The organism is Pseudohaliea rubra DSM 19751, assembly GCF_000764025.1.
Lineage (GTDB): Bacteria > Pseudomonadota > Gammaproteobacteria > Pseudomonadales > Halieaceae > Pseudohaliea > Pseudohaliea rubra.
On record NZ_KN234774.1, the window covers coordinates 17,835 to 36,016 of the forward strand.

The 18,182-nt window shown below is 68.5% G+C and carries 17 protein-coding genes; 4 read left to right on the forward strand and 13 right to left on the reverse strand.

Features of this window, described 5'->3' with window-relative positions:
• Window positions 1-20: 20 nt before the first annotated feature.
• From ispH to HRUBRA_RS10935, 11 genes are all read right to left on the reverse strand, one after another.
• Window positions 21-968, reverse strand: coding sequence for a 4-hydroxy-3-methylbut-2-enyl diphosphate reductase (gene ispH, locus HRUBRA_RS10885; protein WP_035517083.1), 948 nt, complete (start codon window positions 966-968; stop codon window positions 21-23).
• Complete coding sequence (locus tag HRUBRA_RS10890) at window positions 968-1,423, reverse strand: FKBP-type peptidyl-prolyl cis-trans isomerase (RefSeq protein WP_035517122.1); 456 nt, start codon at window positions 1,421-1,423, stop codon at window positions 968-970. Before HRUBRA_RS10890 ends, ispH begins: the two co-directional genes overlap by 1 nt.
• Window positions 1,423-1,917 (reverse strand): signal peptidase II, encoded by a 495-nt coding sequence (gene lspA, locus HRUBRA_RS10895; RefSeq protein ID WP_236629850.1) that lies wholly within the window; start codon window positions 1,915-1,917, stop codon window positions 1,423-1,425. Before lspA ends, HRUBRA_RS10890 begins: the two co-directional genes overlap by 1 nt.
• A complete protein-coding gene (gene ileS / locus HRUBRA_RS10900; RefSeq protein ID WP_035517084.1) occupies window positions 1,910-4,714 on the reverse strand; it encodes an isoleucine--tRNA ligase in 2,805 nt (934 codons plus the stop codon). Before ileS ends, lspA begins: the two co-directional genes overlap by 8 nt.
• Complete coding sequence (gene ribF, locus HRUBRA_RS10905) at window positions 4,711-5,664, reverse strand: bifunctional riboflavin kinase/FAD synthetase (RefSeq protein ID WP_035517086.1); 954 nt, start codon at window positions 5,662-5,664, stop codon at window positions 4,711-4,713. The genes ileS and ribF overlap by 4 nt, the downstream gene beginning before the upstream one ends.
• A gap of 106 nt (window positions 5,665-5,770) precedes the next feature.
• A complete protein-coding gene (murJ, locus tag HRUBRA_RS10910) occupies window positions 5,771-7,351 on the reverse strand; it encodes a murein biosynthesis integral membrane protein MurJ (protein ID WP_035517088.1) in 1,581 nt (526 codons plus the stop codon).
• Window position 7,352: 1 nt separating this feature from the next.
• Complete coding sequence (locus HRUBRA_RS10915) at window positions 7,353-7,976, reverse strand: NUDIX domain-containing protein (protein WP_035517090.1); 624 nt, start codon at window positions 7,974-7,976, stop codon at window positions 7,353-7,355.
• Window positions 7,973-8,989: an aspartate carbamoyltransferase gene (locus HRUBRA_RS10920; RefSeq protein ID WP_035517093.1), complete on the reverse strand. Its 1,017-nt coding sequence runs from the start codon at window positions 8,987-8,989 to the stop codon at window positions 7,973-7,975. The genes HRUBRA_RS10915 and HRUBRA_RS10920 overlap by 4 nt, the downstream gene beginning before the upstream one ends.
• A gap of 78 nt (window positions 8,990-9,067) precedes the next feature.
• Entirely contained in the window at window positions 9,068-10,510 is a 1,443-nt protein-coding gene (gene sbcB / locus HRUBRA_RS10925) for an exodeoxyribonuclease I (protein WP_035517102.1), read from the reverse strand.
• Entirely contained in the window at window positions 10,511-12,034 is a 1,524-nt protein-coding gene (locus HRUBRA_RS10930) for a fumarate hydratase (protein WP_035517104.1), read from the reverse strand.
• Window positions 12,035-12,058: 24 nt separating this feature from the next.
• Window positions 12,059-12,853, reverse strand: a complete 795-nt coding sequence (locus HRUBRA_RS10935) for a hypothetical protein (RefSeq protein ID WP_236629851.1) — start codon at window positions 12,851-12,853, stop codon at window positions 12,059-12,061.
• A 97-nt stretch (window positions 12,854-12,950) separates the two neighbouring features.
• Between HRUBRA_RS10935 and queG the strand changes: the two genes are divergently transcribed.
• Window positions 12,951-14,021 (forward strand): tRNA epoxyqueuosine(34) reductase QueG, encoded by a 1,071-nt coding sequence (queG, locus tag HRUBRA_RS10940; RefSeq protein WP_035517106.1) that lies wholly within the window; start codon window positions 12,951-12,953, stop codon window positions 14,019-14,021.
• Window positions 14,022-14,057: 36 nt separating this feature from the next.
• Here queG and orn read toward each other — a convergent pair whose 3' ends face one another.
• Entirely contained in the window at window positions 14,058-14,609 is a 552-nt protein-coding gene (orn, locus tag HRUBRA_RS10945; protein ID WP_035517108.1) for an oligoribonuclease, read from the reverse strand.
• Window positions 14,610-15,055: 446 nt separating this feature from the next.
• Here orn and rsgA point away from each other — a divergent pair, with 446 nt between their 5' ends.
• Complete coding sequence (gene rsgA, locus HRUBRA_RS10950; protein WP_035517110.1) at window positions 15,056-16,051, forward strand: small ribosomal subunit biogenesis GTPase RsgA; 996 nt, start codon at window positions 15,056-15,058, stop codon at window positions 16,049-16,051.
• A 26-nt stretch (window positions 16,052-16,077) separates the two neighbouring features.
• Here the strand turns inward: rsgA and asd are convergent, their stop codons facing one another.
• On the reverse strand, window positions 16,078-16,926 hold the full coding sequence (asd, locus tag HRUBRA_RS10955) for an archaetidylserine decarboxylase (RefSeq protein ID WP_035517112.1): 849 nt from the start codon (window positions 16,924-16,926) through the stop codon (window positions 16,078-16,080).
• Between asd and HRUBRA_RS15310 the strand changes: the two genes are divergently transcribed.
• Window positions 16,925-17,086: a hypothetical protein gene (locus HRUBRA_RS15310; RefSeq protein WP_154664301.1), complete on the forward strand. Its 162-nt coding sequence runs from the start codon at window positions 16,925-16,927 to the stop codon at window positions 17,084-17,086. The genes asd and HRUBRA_RS15310 overlap by 2 nt on opposite strands.
• A 54-nt stretch (window positions 17,087-17,140) precedes the next feature.
• The gene (locus tag HRUBRA_RS10960) at window positions 17,141-17,947 is read left to right on the forward strand and encodes a hypothetical protein (RefSeq protein ID WP_035517114.1); all 807 of its coding nucleotides are present in this window, start codon (window positions 17,141-17,143) and stop codon (window positions 17,945-17,947) included.
• Window positions 17,948-18,182: the final 235 nt, after the last annotated feature.

Consider the following 18,182-nt stretch of genomic DNA (forward strand, 5'->3'; position numbering starts at 1 on the left):
ATCCACCCAAAAGCTGGCGTCTACTCGACCTCCGCCAACCGCAGCTCCTTCGGCATACTGAAGGTCACATTCTCAGGCCGGCCATCAACCTCACGGACGCTGCCCGCGCCGAGTTCGCGCAGGCGGTCAATAACCGCCTGCACAAGCACCTCCGGCGCCGAGGCGCCGGCGGTGACGCCGATGTGCGCCTTGCCGGCCAGCCAGGCCGGATCGATATCATCGGCGCCGTCGACGAGGTAGGCGCTGGCGCCCATGCGCTCGCCGAGCTCCCGCAGGCGGTTGGAGTTGGAGCTGTTCGGGGAGCCGACTACCAGCAGCAGGTCGCAGCCCGCGGCGAGCTGCTTGACCGCATCCTGGCGATTCTGGGTGGCGTAGCAAATGTCGTCCTTGCGCGGCCCCTGGATCGCCGGGAAGCGTTCGCGCAGGGCGTCGATGACCCTCGCCGTATCGTCCATGGACAGCGTGGTCTGGGTGACAAAGGCCAGGTGCTCCGGGTTGCGCACCGCAAGGCGGGCGACCTGGGCCTCGTCTTCCACCAGGTAGATGTCGCCGCCCTGGCTGCGGTCGTACTGGCCCATGGTGCCCTCGACCTCCGGGTGGCCGGCATGGCCGATGAGCACGCATTCGCGGCCCTCGGCGCTGTAGCGCGACACCTCCAGGTGGACCTTGGTCACCAGCGGGCAGGTGGCATCAAACACCTTGAGGCCGCGCCCGTCCGCCTCCTTGCGCACGGCCTGGGAGACGCCGTGGGCACTGAAGATCACGATGGCGTCATCCGGCACCTCCGTGAGTTCTTCCACAAAAACGGCACCGCGGTCGCGCAGGTCATCAACCACGAACTTGTTGTGCACAACCTCGTGGCGCACGTAGATCGGTGCCCCGAAGACCTCGAGGGCGCGCTCGACGATGTCGATGGCCCGATCCACGCCGGCACAGAAGCCGCGCGGGTTGGCGAGCTGGATATCCATCAATGCAACTCCGCCGGTTCTACCCGGTGTATCTGCACGTCAAACACGAGTGTACGCCCCGCCAGCGGGTGATTGAAGTCCACGGTCACCTCGGCATCGTCGAAGGCAACGATCACCCCCGGCAGCTCGCCCCCGGCGGCGTCGGCAAAGGAGCAGACCAGGCCCTTCTCCAGCTCCATGCCCTCTTCGAACTGGTCCCGATCGACGCGCTGCACGTTCTGCGGGTTGTGCTGGCCGAAGGCATCCTCCGGGGGCACCGTGAACTCACGGCGCTCGCCGGGGCTGAGGCCGAAAAGGCGCCGCTCGAAGCCCGGCAGAAGACTGCCGTCACCCACGGTGAAGCTCACCGGGTCGCGGTCGAAGTTGGAGTCGACCTCCTCGCCATCGTCGAGGCGCAGGGCGAAATTCAGGTGGACACAGGTGCCCTCGCCCACCGCCAGAGGATCGTCATTCATCATGCTTGTGCTCCATCGCCACGGCTGCCGCGCAGGCTGTCGAGGACGAGCAGCGCGGCGCCGACGGTGATCGCCGAGTCGGCGATATTGAACGTCGGAAAATAGTGCCCGGCATAGTGCAGGGATATAAAGTCCACTACGTAGCCGTGCTGCAAGCGGTCCACCAGATTGCCGAGGGCGCCGCCGAGGACCAGCGACAGGCCCAGGGCCAGCACCCGCTCGGTCCGCGACAGGCTCCGGAGCCAGACGGCGAGTGCCGCACTGACCACCAGCGCGAGCCCGGTGAAAAACCAGCGCTGCCAGCCCCCGGCATCCGACAAGAAGCTGAAGGCCGCGCCGGGGTTGTGGTGCAGCGTCAAATTGAAGAACGGCAGCACCGGCACCGGCCGCGCATAGTCAAGAACGGACGAGGCCCAGGCCTTGCTGCCCTGGTCCAGGAGCAGCACCAGTAGCGCAAGGGCATAACCCGCCAGCGCCAGGCGACGCTCAGGCAAAGTGACGCCGCTCCCCGGCACCGTCGACATTCTCCACGCAGCGGCCGCAGAGGGTCGGGTGCGCCGCCACCGTGCCCACGTCCGGCCGCCGGTGCCAGCAGCGCTCGCACTTCTCGTCCGGCGAGGGCACCACCCGCACCCGGAGCCCGGCCAGCTCCGTCTGGGCGGCCTCCGCCGGTGCGTCAGCCAGCGGTGCGACGGCAGCGCTGGAGGTAATCAGCACGAAGCGCAGTTCATCGCCCAGGGCCGAGAGGTCTGCCGCCACGGTACCGTCGCAGTAGAGGGTGACCGCCGCATCAAGGGAGCCGCGGAGGTCGCCGGCGGTGCGGCGCGCTTCCATCTCGCGGTTTACCGCATCACGCACGGTCTGCACCCGGTCCCAGTAGTCCCGGCCCATGGGAGTGTCCTCCGCGAGGGTCGGCAGCGCATGGGCCCACTCTACGAGGAAAACCGACTCGGCCCGATCGCCCGGGAGGTTCTCCCAGATTTCCTCGGCGGTGAAGCTGGTGATCGGCGCGATCCAGCGCGCCAGGGCATCGACAAGGTGATACATGGCCGTCTGTGCGGAGCGGCGGGCGGCGGAATCCGCCCGGGTCGTGTACTGCCGGTCCTTGATGATATCGAGGTAGAAGCCGCCCATATCCACGGCGCAGAAGTTGTGCAGCTTGTGGTAGATCGTGTGGAACTGGTAGCCGTCATAGGCCTCGATGATCTCCGCCTGCAGCCGGGCCGCGCGGTCGAGGGCCCAGCGGTCCAGAGGCAGCAGCTGTTCGGCCGGGAGCGCGTGGGTCGCCGGGTCGAAGCCGGCCAGGTTGCCGAGAAGGAAGCGCGCGGTATTGCGGATGCGCCGATAGGCATCGGCAGTGCGCTTGAAGACCTCGTCGCTCACGGTGAGCTCGCCGCGATAGTCGGCCGCTGCAACCCACAGCCGCAGCACATCAGCGCCGAGATCGTTCATGGCCTTTTTCGCCGGCAGGATGTTGCCCCGGGACTTGGACATCTTGTGGCCGTCACCGTCGACGGTGAAGCCATGCGTGAGCACGGTGCGGTAGGGTGCGGCACCGTAGGCCCCCACGGCGGTGAGCAGCGACGACTGGAACCAGCCGCGGTGCTGGTCCGAGCCTTCGAGGTAGATGTCCGCCGGCCAGGCCAGGGCCTCACGGCGGCGGAGCACGCAGGCGTGGGTCACGCCGGAGTCAAACCAGACATCGAGGGTGTCGGTCACTTTCTCATAGGTGTCGGCCTCATCGCCGAGGAGATCGGCGGGTTCGAGCTCGAACCAGGCCTCGATACCGCGCTCGGCCACCCGGGCGGCCACTGCCTCGATGAGCCGGGGCGTCTCCGGGTGGAGCTCGCCGCTGTCCCGGTGCACGAACAACGCGATGGGCACGCCCCAGGTGCGCTGGCGGGAGATACACCAGTCCGGCCGGTCCTCGAGCATGCCGTCGATGCGGGCCCGGCCCCACTCGGGCACCCACTGCACGCCGGCCACGGCCTCTTTTGCAGCGGCGAGAAGACCATGCTGGCGCATGCCGATAAACCACTGCGGCGTGGCCCGGAAGATAATGGGCGTCTTGTGCCGCCAGCAGTGCGGGTAACTGTGCCGGTAGGCTTCGTGGTGGAGCAGCGCACCGCGCTCGGCGAGCAGCTCGACAATAGCACTGTTGGCCTTGAACACATGCTGGCCGGCAAAGTGCGGTGTGCCCTCGAGATAGACACCGTTGCTGCCCACGGGGTTAGAGACCTCAATGCCATAACGCTGACCCACGGTGAAGTCGTCTGCGCCATGGGCGGGCGCCGTGTGCACAGCGCCGGTGCCGGCGTCTGTGGTCACGTGGTCACCGAGCACCACCAGCACCTCACGCTCGAGGAAGGGGTGGTGCAGACGCTGCCGATCGAGCGCCGCACCTTTGCAGCGGCCGAGCTGGCGCACCTCATCGAGTCCGAAGCGCGCGGCACAGGCCTCGGCCAGCTCCGCCGCGACCAGCAGCTGCCGATCGCCGGCGTCCAGCAGCACGTAGTCAAGCTCCGGGTGCAGGCTCACGGCCATGCTCGCCGGGAGCGTCCAGGGCGTGGTCGTCCAGATAGCCACGGCGATGTTGCCTGCCCCCTCCGCGCCGCAAGCGGCGGCAAGGGCCGCGCTGTCGACGGCCGCGTAGGCCACGTCGATCGCCGGCGAGGTCTTGTCCTCGTACTCCACCTCCGCCTCGGCGAGCGCGGAGCCGCAATCGAGGCACCAGTGGACGGGCTTGAAGCCCTTGTGCAGGTGGCCGTTGTCGATCAGCAGGCCCAGGGTGCGGATGATGTCCGCCTCGAAGGCGAAGTCCATGGTCAGGTAGGGATTGTCCCAGTCGCCGATGACGCCCATACGTACAAAGTCGGCGCGCTGACCGTCGATCTGCTGGCGGGCATAGGCCCGGCAGCGCTCGCGGAACTCCGCGGCGCTCACCTTGTGCCCGGGCTTGCCGACCTTTTTCTCGACGTTGAGCTCGATGGGCAGGCCATGGCAATCCCAGCCGGGCACATAGGGCGCGTCGAAGCCCGCCAGGCTGCGGGACTTCACAATCATGTCCTTGAGGATCTTGTTCACCGCGTGGCCCACGTGCAGCTCGCCGTTGGCGTAGGGCGGGCCGTCGTGGAGGATGAATTTAGGCTTGCCGGCAGCGGCGGCGCGAATGCGGCCGTAAAGATCCATCGCCTGCCATTGCTTCAGCCGTTCGGGCTCACGCTGGGCCAGGCTCGCCTTCATGGGGAAGGCTGTCTGTGGCAGGTTGAGGGTGGCCTTGTAGTCAGTCATGCGTCGTAGCGATCCATGGTCCGGGCGGCAAACCAGGCCCTGGCTGCCGCAAAATCCCCGTGAATGGCTTCGCGAAGCGCATCCAGGGAGTCGAATTTCTGTTCCGGCCGCAGCCGGTGCAGGAACTGCACATCGATGCGCTCGCCGTAAAGCTGTGGCTCGCCCTCGAGGAGGTGCACCTCCAGGTTGGCCCGGCTGCCGTCGTTCACGGTGGGCCGGGTACCGATATTGGCCACGCCCGCAGCCTCGAACAGGCCGCCGCCATTCACCCGCACCGCGAACACCCCCGACAGCGGCGCCTTCAGCCGGTTGAGGGCGACGTTCGCCGTGGGCGCGCCCAGCGTACGGCCAAGCTGCCGCCCCTGCACCACCCGGCCGGTGATCGCATAGGGCCGGTCGAGAAGCTCGGCCGCCAGCTCCAGGTCGCCCTCCGCCAGCGCTTCGCGGACCCGGGTGGAACTGACCCGGCCGCCATCCAGAGCGAGCGTCGCGGTGGACAGCGTATCGAAGCCGAAGCGCTCGCCCTCGGCCTTGAGGAAGTCGTAATCCCCCTCGCGGGAGCGGCCGAAGCGGAAGTCGTCGCCGAGCACCAGGCGACGGACGCCGAGACCGTCAACAAAGATCCGCTCCACGAAGGCCGCGGCAGTCATGCTGCGCACGCTCTCATCGAAGCTGATGCGCAGCAGCCGGTCGATACCAAGGGCAGCCAGCGCCCGGAACTTCTCGCGGAAATCCATGAGCCGGGCTGGCGCTTCCTCCGGGTGCAGGTACTCCCGCGGCAGCGGCTCGAAGACGATGACCACCGCCGGCAGCCCGAGGGCCCGGGCCTCGCGGAGCACCCGGCCCAGCACAGCCTGGTGACCCCGGTGTACACCGTCGAAGGCGCCGATGGTCGCGACGCAGCCGCGGTGGCGGGGCTGCAGGTTATGCAGGCCTCGGATGAGCTCCATGGGGTAGCCGGGGACCGTCCTGAAACAAGCCCTGCAGTATAGCGAATGGGCCCCGGCGGGTCACGGCGCCCGCGACCTTCCGCCAGCACAGCCCTGCAAAGGCACGCTAGGGCGGGCTGCGCAGGTCGCGGAGGCGGACGCCGGCCAGGCGGAGCACCGCGAGGTAGGCGCCACCACCGGCGACAACGAGCTGCGCCAGCTCCAGTGCCCGCCGCTGCCAGCCCCAGCCGGCCCAGGCGTCCACCGGGGGGCTCAGCCAGAGCACCAGCAGCAGCATGGCGGCCGTCGCCCCGAGCAGCCGCGGCAGAAACACCCGCCAGGCGGGGTCGAAGCGGTAGACGTTCTCCCGGCGCAGGCCCCGCCAGAGCAGCACCGCATTCAGGTAGGCGGCCACACTGGTCGCCAGCGCCAGGCCCACGTGGCCGAGGTCCAGATAGACCATGAGCGGCACGACGAAGAGGACATTCAGCACCATATTCGCCACCATGGCGCGGATCCCGATGCGCACCGGCGTCACCATGTCCTGGCGCGCATAGAAACCGGGCGCGAGCACCTTGATAAGCATGAAGGCGCAGATGCCAAGGGCATAGGCACGCAGGCTGTAGCTGGCCATGGCCACATCCCGGGGCCCGAGCTCGCCGTACTGGAACAGGGTGACGAGGATGGGCTCGGCCAGGACCAGCAGCGCCACCGTCGCCGGCACAGCCACCAGCAGCACCGTGCGCACCGCCCAGTCCAGCGTATGTGTAAAGCGCTCGGCCCGGTCCGCGGCGCGATCCGCGGAGAGGCTGGGCAGGATCACCGTGGCGATGGCAATACCGAAGACCCCCAGGGGCAGCTCCGCCAGCCGGTCGGAGTAGTAGAGCCAGGACACGCTGCCCGTGGGCAGGAAAGACGCCAGCACCGTGTCCAGCAGGAGGTTCACCTGGCTCACGGAAACGCCGAAGAGCGCCGGCACCATGAGCCTGAGGATCTGCCGCACCCCCGGGTGGGTCGTGTCCCAGCGCGGCCGGGGCAGGAGCTCGAGGCGCTTCAGGAACGGCAGCTGAAAGAGAAGCTGCACAACGCCCGCGGTAAACACGCCCCAGGCGAGCGCAAAGGCCGGTTCGGCGAAGCCGGGCGCGGCAACGGTGGCAGCGCCGATCAGCGACAGGTTGAGGAACACCGGCGTCACCGCCGGCACGGCGAAGCGGCCATAGCTGTTGAGTACGGCGCCGCAGAGCCCCGTGAGGGAGATCAGCAGCAGGTAGGGAAAGGTGACGCGGATGAGGTCCGCGGTCAGGGCGAACTTGGCCGGCTGGTCGAGGAAGCCCGGCGCAAACAGGCCGGCCACAAGCGGCGCGGCCAGCACGGTCAGACTGGTGAGCAGCAGCAGCGTGCCGCCGAGCACGCCGGCCACCCGGTCGAGCAGCTCGCGCACCGCCGCCTCGCCGCCCCGTTCCCGGTACTCGCTGAGCACCGGCACAAAGGCCTGGGAGAAGGCGCCCTCGGCAAAGAGCCGGCGCAGGAAATTGGGAATCTTGAAGGCGACAAAGAAAGCGTCGGCGTTGGCGTTGGCGCCGATGAAGGCAGCGAGCACAATGTCCCGGACCAGGCCCAGCACCCGCGACAGCATGGTCATGACGCCGACTACGGCGCTGGAGCGCAGGAGTCCCGGCGCCGCCGGCGCGCCCTCCGCCCCGCTCATCTCAGGCGCCCAGCCAGTCCCGGCGGAGCCGCTCGCCGTGGAGGGCCAGCCACTGCAGGGCAACCAGCGTGTGGCCGTTGGGCACGCGGTCGGCGGCAAGCAGTGCGAGGGCTTCAGTGCGGGGCAGGCGGTGCACGAGGATGTCCTCGCCCTCCCCGTCCACGCCGTGCACTTCACCGACACCGGCCTCGAGCACCCGGCCGCAGTACAGGCGCACATGCTCTGAGCAGGCGCCCGCGCTGGGAAAGTAGCTCGCGATGGGAACCAGCTCCGCGAGCCGGCAGCCGGCCTCTTCGCCGGCTTCGCGGTGCACCACAGCCGCATCATCTTCGCCGGCCTCGACGATGCCCGCCACGAGCTCGAGCATCCAGGGGCTGTCGTCCCCGCGCAGCGCACCGGGCCGGAACTGCTCCACCAGTACCAGGGAATCGCTCTCCGGCTCATAGGGCAGGACGCCCACGGCGTCGCCGCGATGGAAGACTTCCCGGGTCAGCGGCTCGCTCCAGCCACCGTCGAAGCAGCGGTGCGAGAGGGTCAGGCGCGCCACCCGGAAGTGACCGCGAAAGGCGTCCTTCTCGTCGAGGATGCGCACGTCCCGGGCGCCGAAGCGCAGCGCAAAGCTCACGACGTACGTCCCCCGACGTACCAGTTCACGGTCGTGGCGTGCTCCTCCACCTGATCCACCACGTCGAGGATGAGGGCAAAGAGTGCCATGCGCACCGTGAGGCCATTGTCGGTCTGGCGGAAGATGGCGAGGTTGGGGTTGTCGTTGAGGTCATCGTCCAGCTCCCGGGCGTTGTCGCGGGAATCCCGCGGCAGCGGGTGCATGATCACCGTGTTCGGCTCGCAGTGCCGGGTATAGATGGACTGGTTGAGGCGGAAGCGGCCCCGGTAGAGGTCCGCCTCGGCCTGGGACTGGAAGCGCTCTTCCTGAATGCGGGTGCTGTAGACGATATCCACGTGGGCAATGCTCGCCTCCAGCGCATCGGATTCCACCACCTCGTGGCCGGCGGCGCGCAGGTCCTCGACGATGGCCTCGGGCATGCGAAGCTCGCTCGGGGACACGAGCACGACCTGGACGCGGTCAAAGAGGCAGAGCAGCTTGCAGAGGGAGTGCACGGTGCGCCCGTAGCGCAGGTCGCCGACCATGGCGATGCGCAGCCGGTCGATGCTGCGACCGCGCCCGGCCAGCTCGCGGCCGATCGTGTAGAGGTCCAGGAGCGCCTGGCTCGGATGCTCGTTGCTGCCGTCACCGCCGTTGATCACCGGCACCCGGCTCGCCGCAGCGAACTCGGCCACGGCACCGGCGGTAGGGTGGCGCATGGCGATCACATCAGAGTAGCCGGAGAGCACCCGCGCCGTGTCGTAAAGGGATTCGCCCTTGGCGATGGCCGACTGCTCGAAGCCTGTGGTCTCGCGCACCTCGCCACCGAGCAGGTTGAAGGCGCTGCCGAAGCTGACCCGCGTGCGGGTGCTTGGCTCGAAGAACATAGCGCCAAGGATGGCACCCTCGAGGACGCGGGTACGCCGGCGACGACGGGCGTAGGGTTCGAGCCGGTCCGCGACAGCGAAGATCCGCTCAACGTCGCCGCGTTCCAACTGGTCGACGGAAAGCATGTGGCTGCCGGCAAACTCCATGGCTCCTCCCCGATCGCGCCTGTTGCTGTACCGTCCCGCAGCCGGGGCGGCCACCCATTATACGGGCGCGACGCGCCGTCAGGCGAGCAGCGAGTCGCCCCAGGCCTGCAGCTCGCCCAGGAGTGCCGCGGCACGGGCATCGGCGCCGGCAGACAGCGCCTCGACAAGCTCGTTGAAGCTCTCCACATGCACGCCGCCAAACCCATCCTCGCCGGACAGGCGCTGGTAGCGAAACGCCTCCCAGGCTTCCCGCTCCTCCTCCGCCAGTGTTTCAGGATAGTTGCGCGCCCGGTAGCGAAAGAGCAGCTCCGGCAGCCGGGCGTCCTCAAAGGCGAAGACCGCCTCGGCGAGCGCCTCCGGCGGCGTTGCGCGCACCGCATCACAGGCGCGGCGGTCGGCATCGGAAAGGAAACCGCCGTAGAGCGCGAGGTCCGGATCGCGGCGGCCGCTGTCCGCCGGCCGCGTATGCATCGCCGCCAGCTTTTCAGCGACGCCCTTGCCGTCGCGCTCCCGCCAGGCCCGGAGCGTCGCCAGGTGCCGGCGGCAGCGGTCGCCGTCGAGGCCGGCGCGCTCGGCGAGGCGCCCGTCGAGCATCTTCGGCGGCAGCAGCACCGGGCAGCGGTTCAGGTGCACGCTCTTCAGGCCCGGGCGGCGCACGCCTTCCGGCAGCTCATCGGCGCGCGTGTAAAGCAGGTCGCGGAGCGCTTCGGCATCGCCGTCGACCAGCGGCTGCGGGTCCTCGGCGAGGTCGTAGCAGATCACCTCGTTGCGGTTCCCCGGGTGCATCGCCAGGGGCACGATGAGGGAGCAGTTGTGCCGCGCTGCGCCGAACATGCCGGAAATGTGCAGCACGGGTTTCAACGCGCTGAGCTCAAGCGCCTCCCGGGCCGCGTTCTTGTCGCGGTGACCCTGCAGGTAAGCAAAGAGCTTCGGCTGGCGCTCGCGCACGAGGCGGGCGAGGGCCAGCGTCGCCCGCACGTCGCTGAGGGCGTCATGGGCGCCCTCGTGGGCAATGCCATTGGCGGCGGTGAGGTCTTCGAGACGGAAGCTTGGCAGGCCGTCCTCGCGCTGCGGCCATTCGATCCCCTCGGGGCGCAGGGCCTCGGCGGTACGCACCACGTCAATGAGGTCCCAGCGGGAGTTACTGTTCTGCCACTCCCGGGCGTAGGGGTCGAAGAAATTGCGGTACAGCGTGTAGCGCGTGACTTCGTCATCGAAGCGCAGGGAGTTGTAGCCGACGCCGCAGGTCCCCGGCTGCGCCAGCTCTTCGTGGATGCGGGCGATGAACGCCGCCTCCGGCACGCCCTCGGCGCGGGCGCGCTGCGGCGTGATCCCGGTGACCAGGCAGGCCCGGGGGTGCGGCAGGTAATCGTCGGCGGGGCGGGCGAACAGCGTCAGCGGCTCGCCGATCGGGTTCAGGTCCGCGTCCGTGCGCAGGCCGGCGAACTGCACCGGGCGGTCCCGCGCCGGGTCGGCCCCGAAGGTCTCGTAGTCGTGCCAGTAAAAGGTTGGCGCGGCCACTCAGATGAGCTCGAGGGCCTGTTCTTCGATCTTCGCGCGCCAGGCCGCGGGGCCCGTCTGGTGCACCGAGGTCCCCCGGGCGTCCACGGCCACGCTCACAGGCATGTCTTTCACCTCGAACTCGTAGATGGCCTCCATACCCAGCTCCGGGAAGGCGACGACCCGGGAGCTGGTGATAGCCTTGGAGACGAGATAAGCGGCACCGCCCACGGCCATGAGATAAACCGCACCGTGCTTTTTGATGGCCTCGATCCCCGTGGGGCCGCGCTCGGCCTTGCCGATCATCCCCAGGAGCCCCGTGTGCTCGAGGATGAAATCCGTGAACTTGTCCATGCGCGTGGAGGTGGTCGGTCCCGCCGGGCCGACCACCTCGCCGCGCACCGGGTCCACCGGACCCACGTAGTAAATGAAGCGATCGCGCAGGTTCACGCCTTCAGGCAGACCCTCGCCGGACTGGATCAGCTCCTGCATCTTCTTGTGCGCCGCATCGCGGCCTGTGAGCATCTTGCCGGACAGGAGCAGCGTATCGCCCGGCTGCCAGCTCGCGGCCTCCTCCCGGGTCACCGTATCGAGGTTGACGCGGCGCACGCCCTCACCCACCTCCCAGGTGATCTCGGGCCAGTCGTCCAGGGACGGCGGCGTCTGCAGCGCCGGCCCGGAGCCATCGAGCACAAAGTGCGCGTGCCGGGTGGCAGCGCAGTTCGGGATCATGGCCACCGGCAGGGAGGCTGCGTGGGTGGGGTAGTCCTTGATCTTCACATCGAGCACCGTGGTCAGGCCACCGAGGCCCTGGGCGCCGATGCCTAAACGGTTCACCGCATCCATGATCTCAAGGCGCAGCTCCTCGACGCGACTGGCGGGCCCGCGCTCGCGCAGCTCGTGGATGTCGATGGGGTCCATGAGCGATTCCTTGGCGAGCACCGCGGCCTTTTCCGCCGTGCCGCCGATACCGATGCCGAGCATACCCGGCGGACACCAGCCGGCGCCCATGGTGGGTACGGTCTTGACCACCCAGTCGACAATGGAGTCCGAAGGGTTGAGCATGGCGAGCTTGGACTTGTTTTCCGAGCCGCCGCCCTTGGCCGCGACCTGCACGTCGACCGTGTCACCGGGCACCACCTCCATGTGAATGACCGCCGGCGTGTTGTCGCCGGTGTTCTTCCGCGCCCCCGCGGGGTCGGCGAGGATCGAGGCGCGCAGCACGTTGTCCGGGTGCGTGTAGGCCCGGCGCACGCCCTCGTTGACCATCTCGCTCACAGACAGCGTTGCGTCCCAGCGCACGTCCATGCCGATTTTCAGGAACACCGTCACGATGCCCGTGTCCTGACAGATGGGGCGATGCCCCTCGGCGCACATCCGCGAGTTGATAAGAATCTGCGCCATGGCGTCCTTCGCCGCCGGGTTCTGCTCCAGGGCCCAGGCCTTGTGCACGGCCTGCACGAAGTCCAGGGGATGGTAGTAGGAGATGAACTGCAGGGCGTCGGCGACGCTGTCGATGAAATCGTCCTGGCGGATGGTGGTCATGGTTGCTCCTTGGAAAAAGTGACGTCAGGCGCCGCCGGCGCCCGGGCCCTGCTGCAGGGTGCGCACAGTGCCCTCGAGCTGACTGATGCTGGTGTTGATCTGGCGGCGGAAAGCATTGATGGACTCAACCCAGCCCTCGTTGGCCTCCACACGCTTGCCGAGGCGGTTTATCTCCAGGTCGAGGCGATTGAGCGTGTCGGCGACGCGTTCCACCTGGGCCTGGTTGGCTTTGGCGCTGCCCATGAGACGCTCGAGGTCTCCGGCTACGCCCTTGAGGCGAGCAATGTCGCTGCTCGCGGTCTTCAGCTGGCTGCCGGCGGCAGCGACGTCCTTCTTCAGCGCCGCGATGGCCTCACCCTGATTCGTGTTCGTGCCCTCGAGCTCGTCGAGGCGGGCCTTGTTCCGGCGCCAGGCGGAGGCCCAGAGCTTGTCGACCTCTGAATAGAGCTCCTTGATTCTCACGGCCATGGCCGCCGTGTCCTGGGACAGCCCCTCCCCCGTGTCCGACAGCCGCGCCTCGAGCTCGCCGATGCGCTGCTCGTAACGCTCCAGCTGGAAGCCTGTCTGCGTGAGGCGCTCCTCGAGCTGCCAGGCCCAGGCACAGGCCACGGCGGCCACCACCAGCGAGACGGTGGCGACGAGGCGCAGAAACAGGCTGCCCCCGGCCGGCGCCGGCCAGCGTCGCGCCAGCCGCGCAAAGGCCGCTTCGGCGGCGCGGACCATGAGCGTGAGACCGCGCAGGCCACCCTGGTCGATGGCGGCCGCGTCGAGGGCGCGGGTCTGGTCCGCGCTGTAAAGTAACGGTGCCGTATCCGGCATAAATCCCCCGGTGGCGCAGGCCGCCCCCGGCGGGCGGCGCTTTCTGGCAGAATGATACCGTACCCGAAGCTCCTATCCTGACGCAGCAGGCGCACCCGTGACTACCACCATCGCCAGCGACAATCCGGCAGCGCTGGCCAAGCGCATCCGCGGCTGGGCCCGGGAACTCGGTTTCCAGCAGCTCGGCATCAGCGACGTGGACCTCGCCGAGCACGAGGGCTACCTGCAGAAGTGGCTGGACGCGGGCTACCACGGGAGCATGGACTTCATGGCCGCCCACGGCACCCGCCGCAGCCGGCCCGAAGAACTGGTCCCGGGTACCTGCCGTGTGCTCTCGGTGCGCATGGACTATCTGCCGCCCGGGGACGACCCCGCAGCCACCCTGGACGATGGCGAGCGCGCCTACATTGCCCGTTACGCCCTCGGCCGCGATTACCACAAGGTGCTCCGGCGGCGCCTCGCCAGGCTGGCCCGGCGCATTGAGGCTGAGACCGGCGGCGGTCGCTACCGCGCCTTCGTCGACTCGGCGCCCGTGCTGGAGCGGGCCATCGCCGAGCGCGCGGGCCTCGGCTGGATCGCCAAGAACACCATGCTCATCAATGAGCAGGCGGGGTCCTGGTTTTTCCTCGGCGAGATCTACACGGACCTGCCCCTGCCCGCAGACCCGCCGCGCACGCAGAAGCACTGCGGCAGCTGCCGCGCCTGCCTGGACATCTGCCCGACGGACGCCTTCCCGGGCCCCTTCGAACTCGATGCCCGGCGCTGCATTTCCTACCTCACCATCGAGCACAAAGGGTCCATCGATGAGGCTCTGCGCCCGCTCATGGGCAACCGGGTCTTCGGCTGCGACGACTGCCAGCTGGTGTGCCCCTGGAACAAGTTTGCCGAGGCCACGGCCGAGGACGACTTCCGCCCCCGGCACGGCCTCGATGCGCCGGCCCTGGCCGAGCTCTTTGCCTGGGACGAGGCCACCTTCCTCGAGCGTACCGCCGGCTCGCCGATCCGCCGGATCGGCTATGAGCGCTGGCTGCGCAATCTCGCTGTGGGCCTCGGCAACGCCCCCGGCACGGCAGCGGTACTCGCCGCGCTGGAAGCCCGGCGGGAACACCCGTCAGCGCTGGTGCGCGAGCACGTCGCCTGGGCTCTCAGGCAGCACGGCGCCCGCTAGGGCCGAAGGGCTTCGCGACAGGACCACGCCCTGCCCTCAGGCGTCGTCAATGAGCAGGAAGTTGTCGCGATAGTAGCGGAGCTCTGCAATGGAATCGCGAATATCGTCGAGGGCGAGGTGAGCCCCTCGCTTGGTGACACCGGCGGCGATGTCCGGACGCCAGCGCTGAACGAGAATCTTCAGCGACGAGACGTCCAGGTTGCGGTAATGAAAGAAGGCTTCCAGTGCCGGCATATGCCGGGCCATGAAGCGCCGATCCTGGCAGATCGAATTGCCACACATGGGGGACGCCCCCTCGGGCACCCAGGCGCTCAGGAAGTCGATGGTCTGCTCCACCGCCGCGCTCTCGTCCATGACGCTGCTGCGCACGCGCTCTACCAGCCCGGAGCGCGTGTGATGGGTGGTGTTCCACTCGTCCATGGCGGCGAGCACGGCCTCGTCCTGGTGGATGGCGAGTACCGGTCCTTCGGCCAGGGTGTTGAGGTCGGTGTCGGTAATGATCGTGGCGATCTCGATCACCCGGTCCCGCTCCGGATCGAGCCCGGTCATTTCCATATCCACCCACACAAGGTGGCTCGCATCGCGCATGGCGCTATCTCCCGTTGTCATTCGTTGAGTTTAGTTGCCCGCGGGAAAGAAAAAAGGGTGTTCGCGAGATTCAAGGCCAAGCGCCCGGCCGAACGCATACACGGTAGGGACGGCTGCGGGCGGGTGCCCCCACCAAGCGAATATCGTGGAGCGACTGGGGGCACCCGCCCGCAGCCGGCCCGGAAAGCCAGGGTGAACTATCTTCTCGCGCGTGTCTGCACAGTCCCGGGGTAAGCATGGGATATTGCTCTCAGTCGCTCCCCGTTTCACGCTTTGTGAGAGCAATATCCCATGCTTACCCCTGCCGCATCGCGTAATTCCAGAGCAGTAGCAAAGAGAACGCTCCCGCACTCACCTCTGCCGCATCGCGTAATTCCCGGGCAGTGTGGCTTTCAAAGCCAAGACCGCGCTCGACAGCTTCCGGTGGCCACCGGATAATCCCGGCGATGACCAAGCGCAGACTCACCCGCCAGCAGGCCTGGCGCATCGAGAAGATCCAGGCCGAGCGAGCCCGGCGGGCAGAGCGGCGGGAAGCCGTCGCCGGCGGCGACGAACGCCTGGGGCCGGAGACCGGGGGGGTGGTCATCGCCCACTACGGCAGCCAGCTCGACGTCGAAGGCGACGGCGAGGCCGGCGCGCCACAGCGCTGCCATCTGCGCGCCAACCTCGACGGGCTCGTCACCGGCGACCGGGTCGTCTTCCGCGCCGGCGAGCCCATCGGCGTCGTGGTCGCCCGGCTGCCGCGGCGCTCCCTGCTGTCGCGTCCCGATGCCCGCGGCGAGCCGCGGCCGGTGGCCGCCAATATCGACCAGGTCGCCATTGTCATCGCCGCGCAGCCGGCGCCGCACCGGAACCTCATCGACCGCTACCTCGTGGCCACCGAGGCCATGGGCGCCGACGCGCTGCTGGTGGTCAACAAGGTGGACCTTCTCGACGAACCCGCCCCTGCGGCGGCCATGGCGGCGCTTCTCGCCCCTTATCAAGGCCTGGGCTACCGGGTCATCAAGACCAGCCGGGAAACAGCGCTGAAGACCCTGGGGGCGGCGCTCGCAGGCCATACCAGCGTGCTCGTCGGCCAGTCGGGCGTGGGCAAGACATCGCTCGTGAACGCGCTGCTGCCGGGGCTGGACCGGCGCACCGGGGAGCTGTCGGGACCCGGGCGCAAGGGTCGCCACACCACCACGACGGCAGAACTGCACCACCTTCCCGGCGGCGGGGACCTCATCGATTCACCGGGAATCCGCGAGTTCGGCCTCGACCATCTGCCCCGGGAGCAGGTGGCCGAGGGCTTCCGGGAGTTCCGCCCCTTCCTCGGGCACTGCCGCTTCCGCGACTGCCGGCACCGGGATGAACCGGGCTGCGCGCTCCTGAGCGCGGTGGAAGCCGGCGCCATCAGCCGCGAGCGCCTGGCGAGCTACCGGCACATTGTCGACGAGGGCTGAGTAGCTTTGCGCCGGCTTTGCGCCCGTCAGGGGCGATGGCCCAGGGCCATGCCAAGGCGGACGCGCGCCCCGGGAGCGCAGGCGCTGTCCCAGCCGATCGTCTCCGGCGGGAACAGGAGGATCACCGTGGACCCGAGGTAGAAGCGGCCCATTTCCTCGCCCCGGGCGAGGTTTACGGGCGCCGGCGGTGCGGTGTAATCCGTGAGCGTATTACGCCGCGGCGCGGGTGCCACGCGGCCCGCCCAGGGGGTCTCGATACCGGCGACGATCATGGCGCCGACCAGGACCAGCGCAAAGGGCCCGATGGGCCCCTCGAAGTGGCAGACCAGGCGCTCGTTGCGGGCAAAGAGCCCATCGACCCCGGCAGCGGTCGCCGCGTTCACCGAGAACAGACGGCCGGGCACATAGCGCATGGCCTGCAGTCGGCCATCGCAGGGCATGTGCACCCGGTGGTAGTCCCGGGGGGACAGGTAGAGCGTGGCGAAGGAACCGCCCCGGTAGCGCGCCGCGCGCTCTTGGTCCCCGCCCAGCAGCGCCGGAAGGGAAAAACCGCGGCCCTTGGCCTGGAAGATGTGATCACCGTCGATCGCCCCGCTCTGGCTGACCGCACCGTCCACCGGGCTGACCAGCGCCGCATCGGCGAGGGGACGCACGCCCGGCGCCAGGGCGCGGGTGAAGAAGTCGTTGAAGCTGGCGTAGGCCTCCGGGAACGGGCGCGCGGCCTCGTCCAGGTCTACCCCGTAGTGGCGCACAAAGGCACGGATGACCGCATGCTTCAGCCAGCGCGGGCGCTCGAGCTCGGCGAGCCAACCGGTGAGCCGGGACAGTGCGTGCTGCGGTACACTATGCTGTAGCCAGAGAAAGGGTGCGTTCATGGGGCCTAGTGTACTGGCAAAGCCCGGCGCGGTCAGCGCAGCCGCTGTGCTTGCGCTTTCTGCTCTTCTGGCCGGGGCGGTGTCTGCGGACAATAATGAGTCCCTCGTGGGCTGGACGGCGCCCGTGCCGCAGGACCCGAACACGGCGGGCAGCAACTGAGTCGACAGCAGCCATGCCTACGTTACGCACCAGGCTGAGGCGCTGACCCAGTGGATGGATCAGTTCTTCGGTGACCCCGACTACAACCTGGAGCAGGCGGAGTCGCTCCTGCGCCTGCAGCTGGTTGATGACTGGAACAGCGCCGACGGGCATGATCCCAAGCCGCGGATCCGCGGCAAGTTGCAGCTGCCGCGTATTTCCCGGCGCCTGGACCTCGTGTTCTCGGATGAAGACGAGGATGCCGCCATCCCCGGCGACGATGAGTTCAGGGAGGAGGTGGGCCTGCAGTACCGGGTGGGCGACCGGGGGCGCAATCGCTTCGATTTCACTCTGAGCGCCAACACCGGCGGCCTCAAGCCCGGCGTCAAGTTCCGCAACCAGGCTCCCTGGGCGGAGGATCTGGGCTACCGCTTCATTCAGCGCCTGCAGCACGAGAGCAACGAGGGCGTCTATGCGACTTCCCAGTTCGATATCAACTACCGGCAGAGCGACAACGCGATCTGGCGCTGGACTCAGCGCGTGGTTTACGGCGAGGAGACGGAGGGCGCGGAGTGGCGCTCCCGCCTGGCCATGCGCCGGCGCCTCCATGCCGGCTCGCCCCGACCCGTGGCGCTTGAGTATTTCGGCTCTGTGGACGGGGTGACGGACCCGGAGAATGAGCTGCGCAACTACCGCCTCGGCTTTGTGCTCCGCCGCCAGCTCTGGCGGCCCTACCTGTTTGTGGAACTGGAGCCCAGCTACAACTGGCGTCTGCATCCGGACGATGAGCGCCGCAAGGGCGTGCTGGGCGTCGTCCTGCGCCTTGAGTTCGCCCTGCAGCGCGACCTCGCCCGGCCGTGGGCAAAGGTATCAGGCAGCTAAGCTCGGCGCCGCTTTCCGGGGCGCCCGCAGCTCGCCACAGCCCCCCGGACGAACGCTGGCGCATGTCGCCAGTCGCCCACTGATACACGGTTGTCATAGCTTGCCGGTCCGGCTGCCGGGGAATGCACCCGGTCGCTCTCGGAGACACACGCCTAAACGTTTCCCGGTCCGGCTGCCGGGGAATGCCCCCAGTCGCTCCCCGATACACGCTTTGTGGGGGCATTCCCCGGCAGCC

Bases quoted from the DNA above. Each gene is read 5' to 3' on its own strand.
- ispH (WP_035517083.1), bottom strand. From the start codon at position 968: ATGGATATCCAGCTCGCCAACCCGCGCGGCTTCTGTGCCGGCGTGGAT.
- murJ (WP_035517088.1), bottom strand. From the start codon at position 7,351: ATGAGCGGGGCGGAGGGCGCGCCGGCGGCGCCGGGACTCCTGCGCTCC.
- HRUBRA_RS15310 (WP_154664301.1), top strand. From the start codon at position 16,925: ATGGGGCCTAGTGTACTGGCAAAGCCCGGCGCGGTCAGCGCAGCCGCT.
- HRUBRA_RS10935 (WP_236629851.1), bottom strand. From the start codon at position 12,853: ATGCCGGATACGGCACCGTTACTTTACAGCGCGGACCAGACCCGCGCC.
- HRUBRA_RS10930 (WP_035517104.1), bottom strand. From the start codon at position 12,034: ATGACCACCATCCGCCAGGACGATTTCATCGACAGCGTCGCCGACGCC.
- rsgA (WP_035517110.1), top strand. From the start codon at position 15,056: ATGACCAAGCGCAGACTCACCCGCCAGCAGGCCTGGCGCATCGAGAAG.
- asd (WP_035517112.1), bottom strand. From the start codon at position 16,926: ATGAACGCACCCTTTCTCTGGCTACAGCATAGTGTACCGCAGCACGCA.
- HRUBRA_RS10920 (WP_035517093.1), bottom strand. From the start codon at position 8,989: ATGGAGTTTGCCGGCAGCCACATGCTTTCCGTCGACCAGTTGGAACGC.
- HRUBRA_RS10960 (WP_035517114.1), top strand. From the start codon at position 17,141: ATGGATCAGTTCTTCGGTGACCCCGACTACAACCTGGAGCAGGCGGAG.
- ribF (WP_035517086.1), bottom strand. From the start codon at position 5,664: ATGGAGCTCATCCGAGGCCTGCATAACCTGCAGCCCCGCCACCGCGGC.
- ileS (WP_035517084.1), bottom strand. From the start codon at position 4,714: ATGACTGACTACAAGGCCACCCTCAACCTGCCACAGACAGCCTTCCCC.
- orn (WP_035517108.1), bottom strand. From the start codon at position 14,609: ATGCGCGATGCGAGCCACCTTGTGTGGGTGGATATGGAAATGACCGGG.
- HRUBRA_RS10890 (WP_035517122.1), bottom strand. From the start codon at position 1,423: ATGAATGACGATCCTCTGGCGGTGGGCGAGGGCACCTGTGTCCACCTG.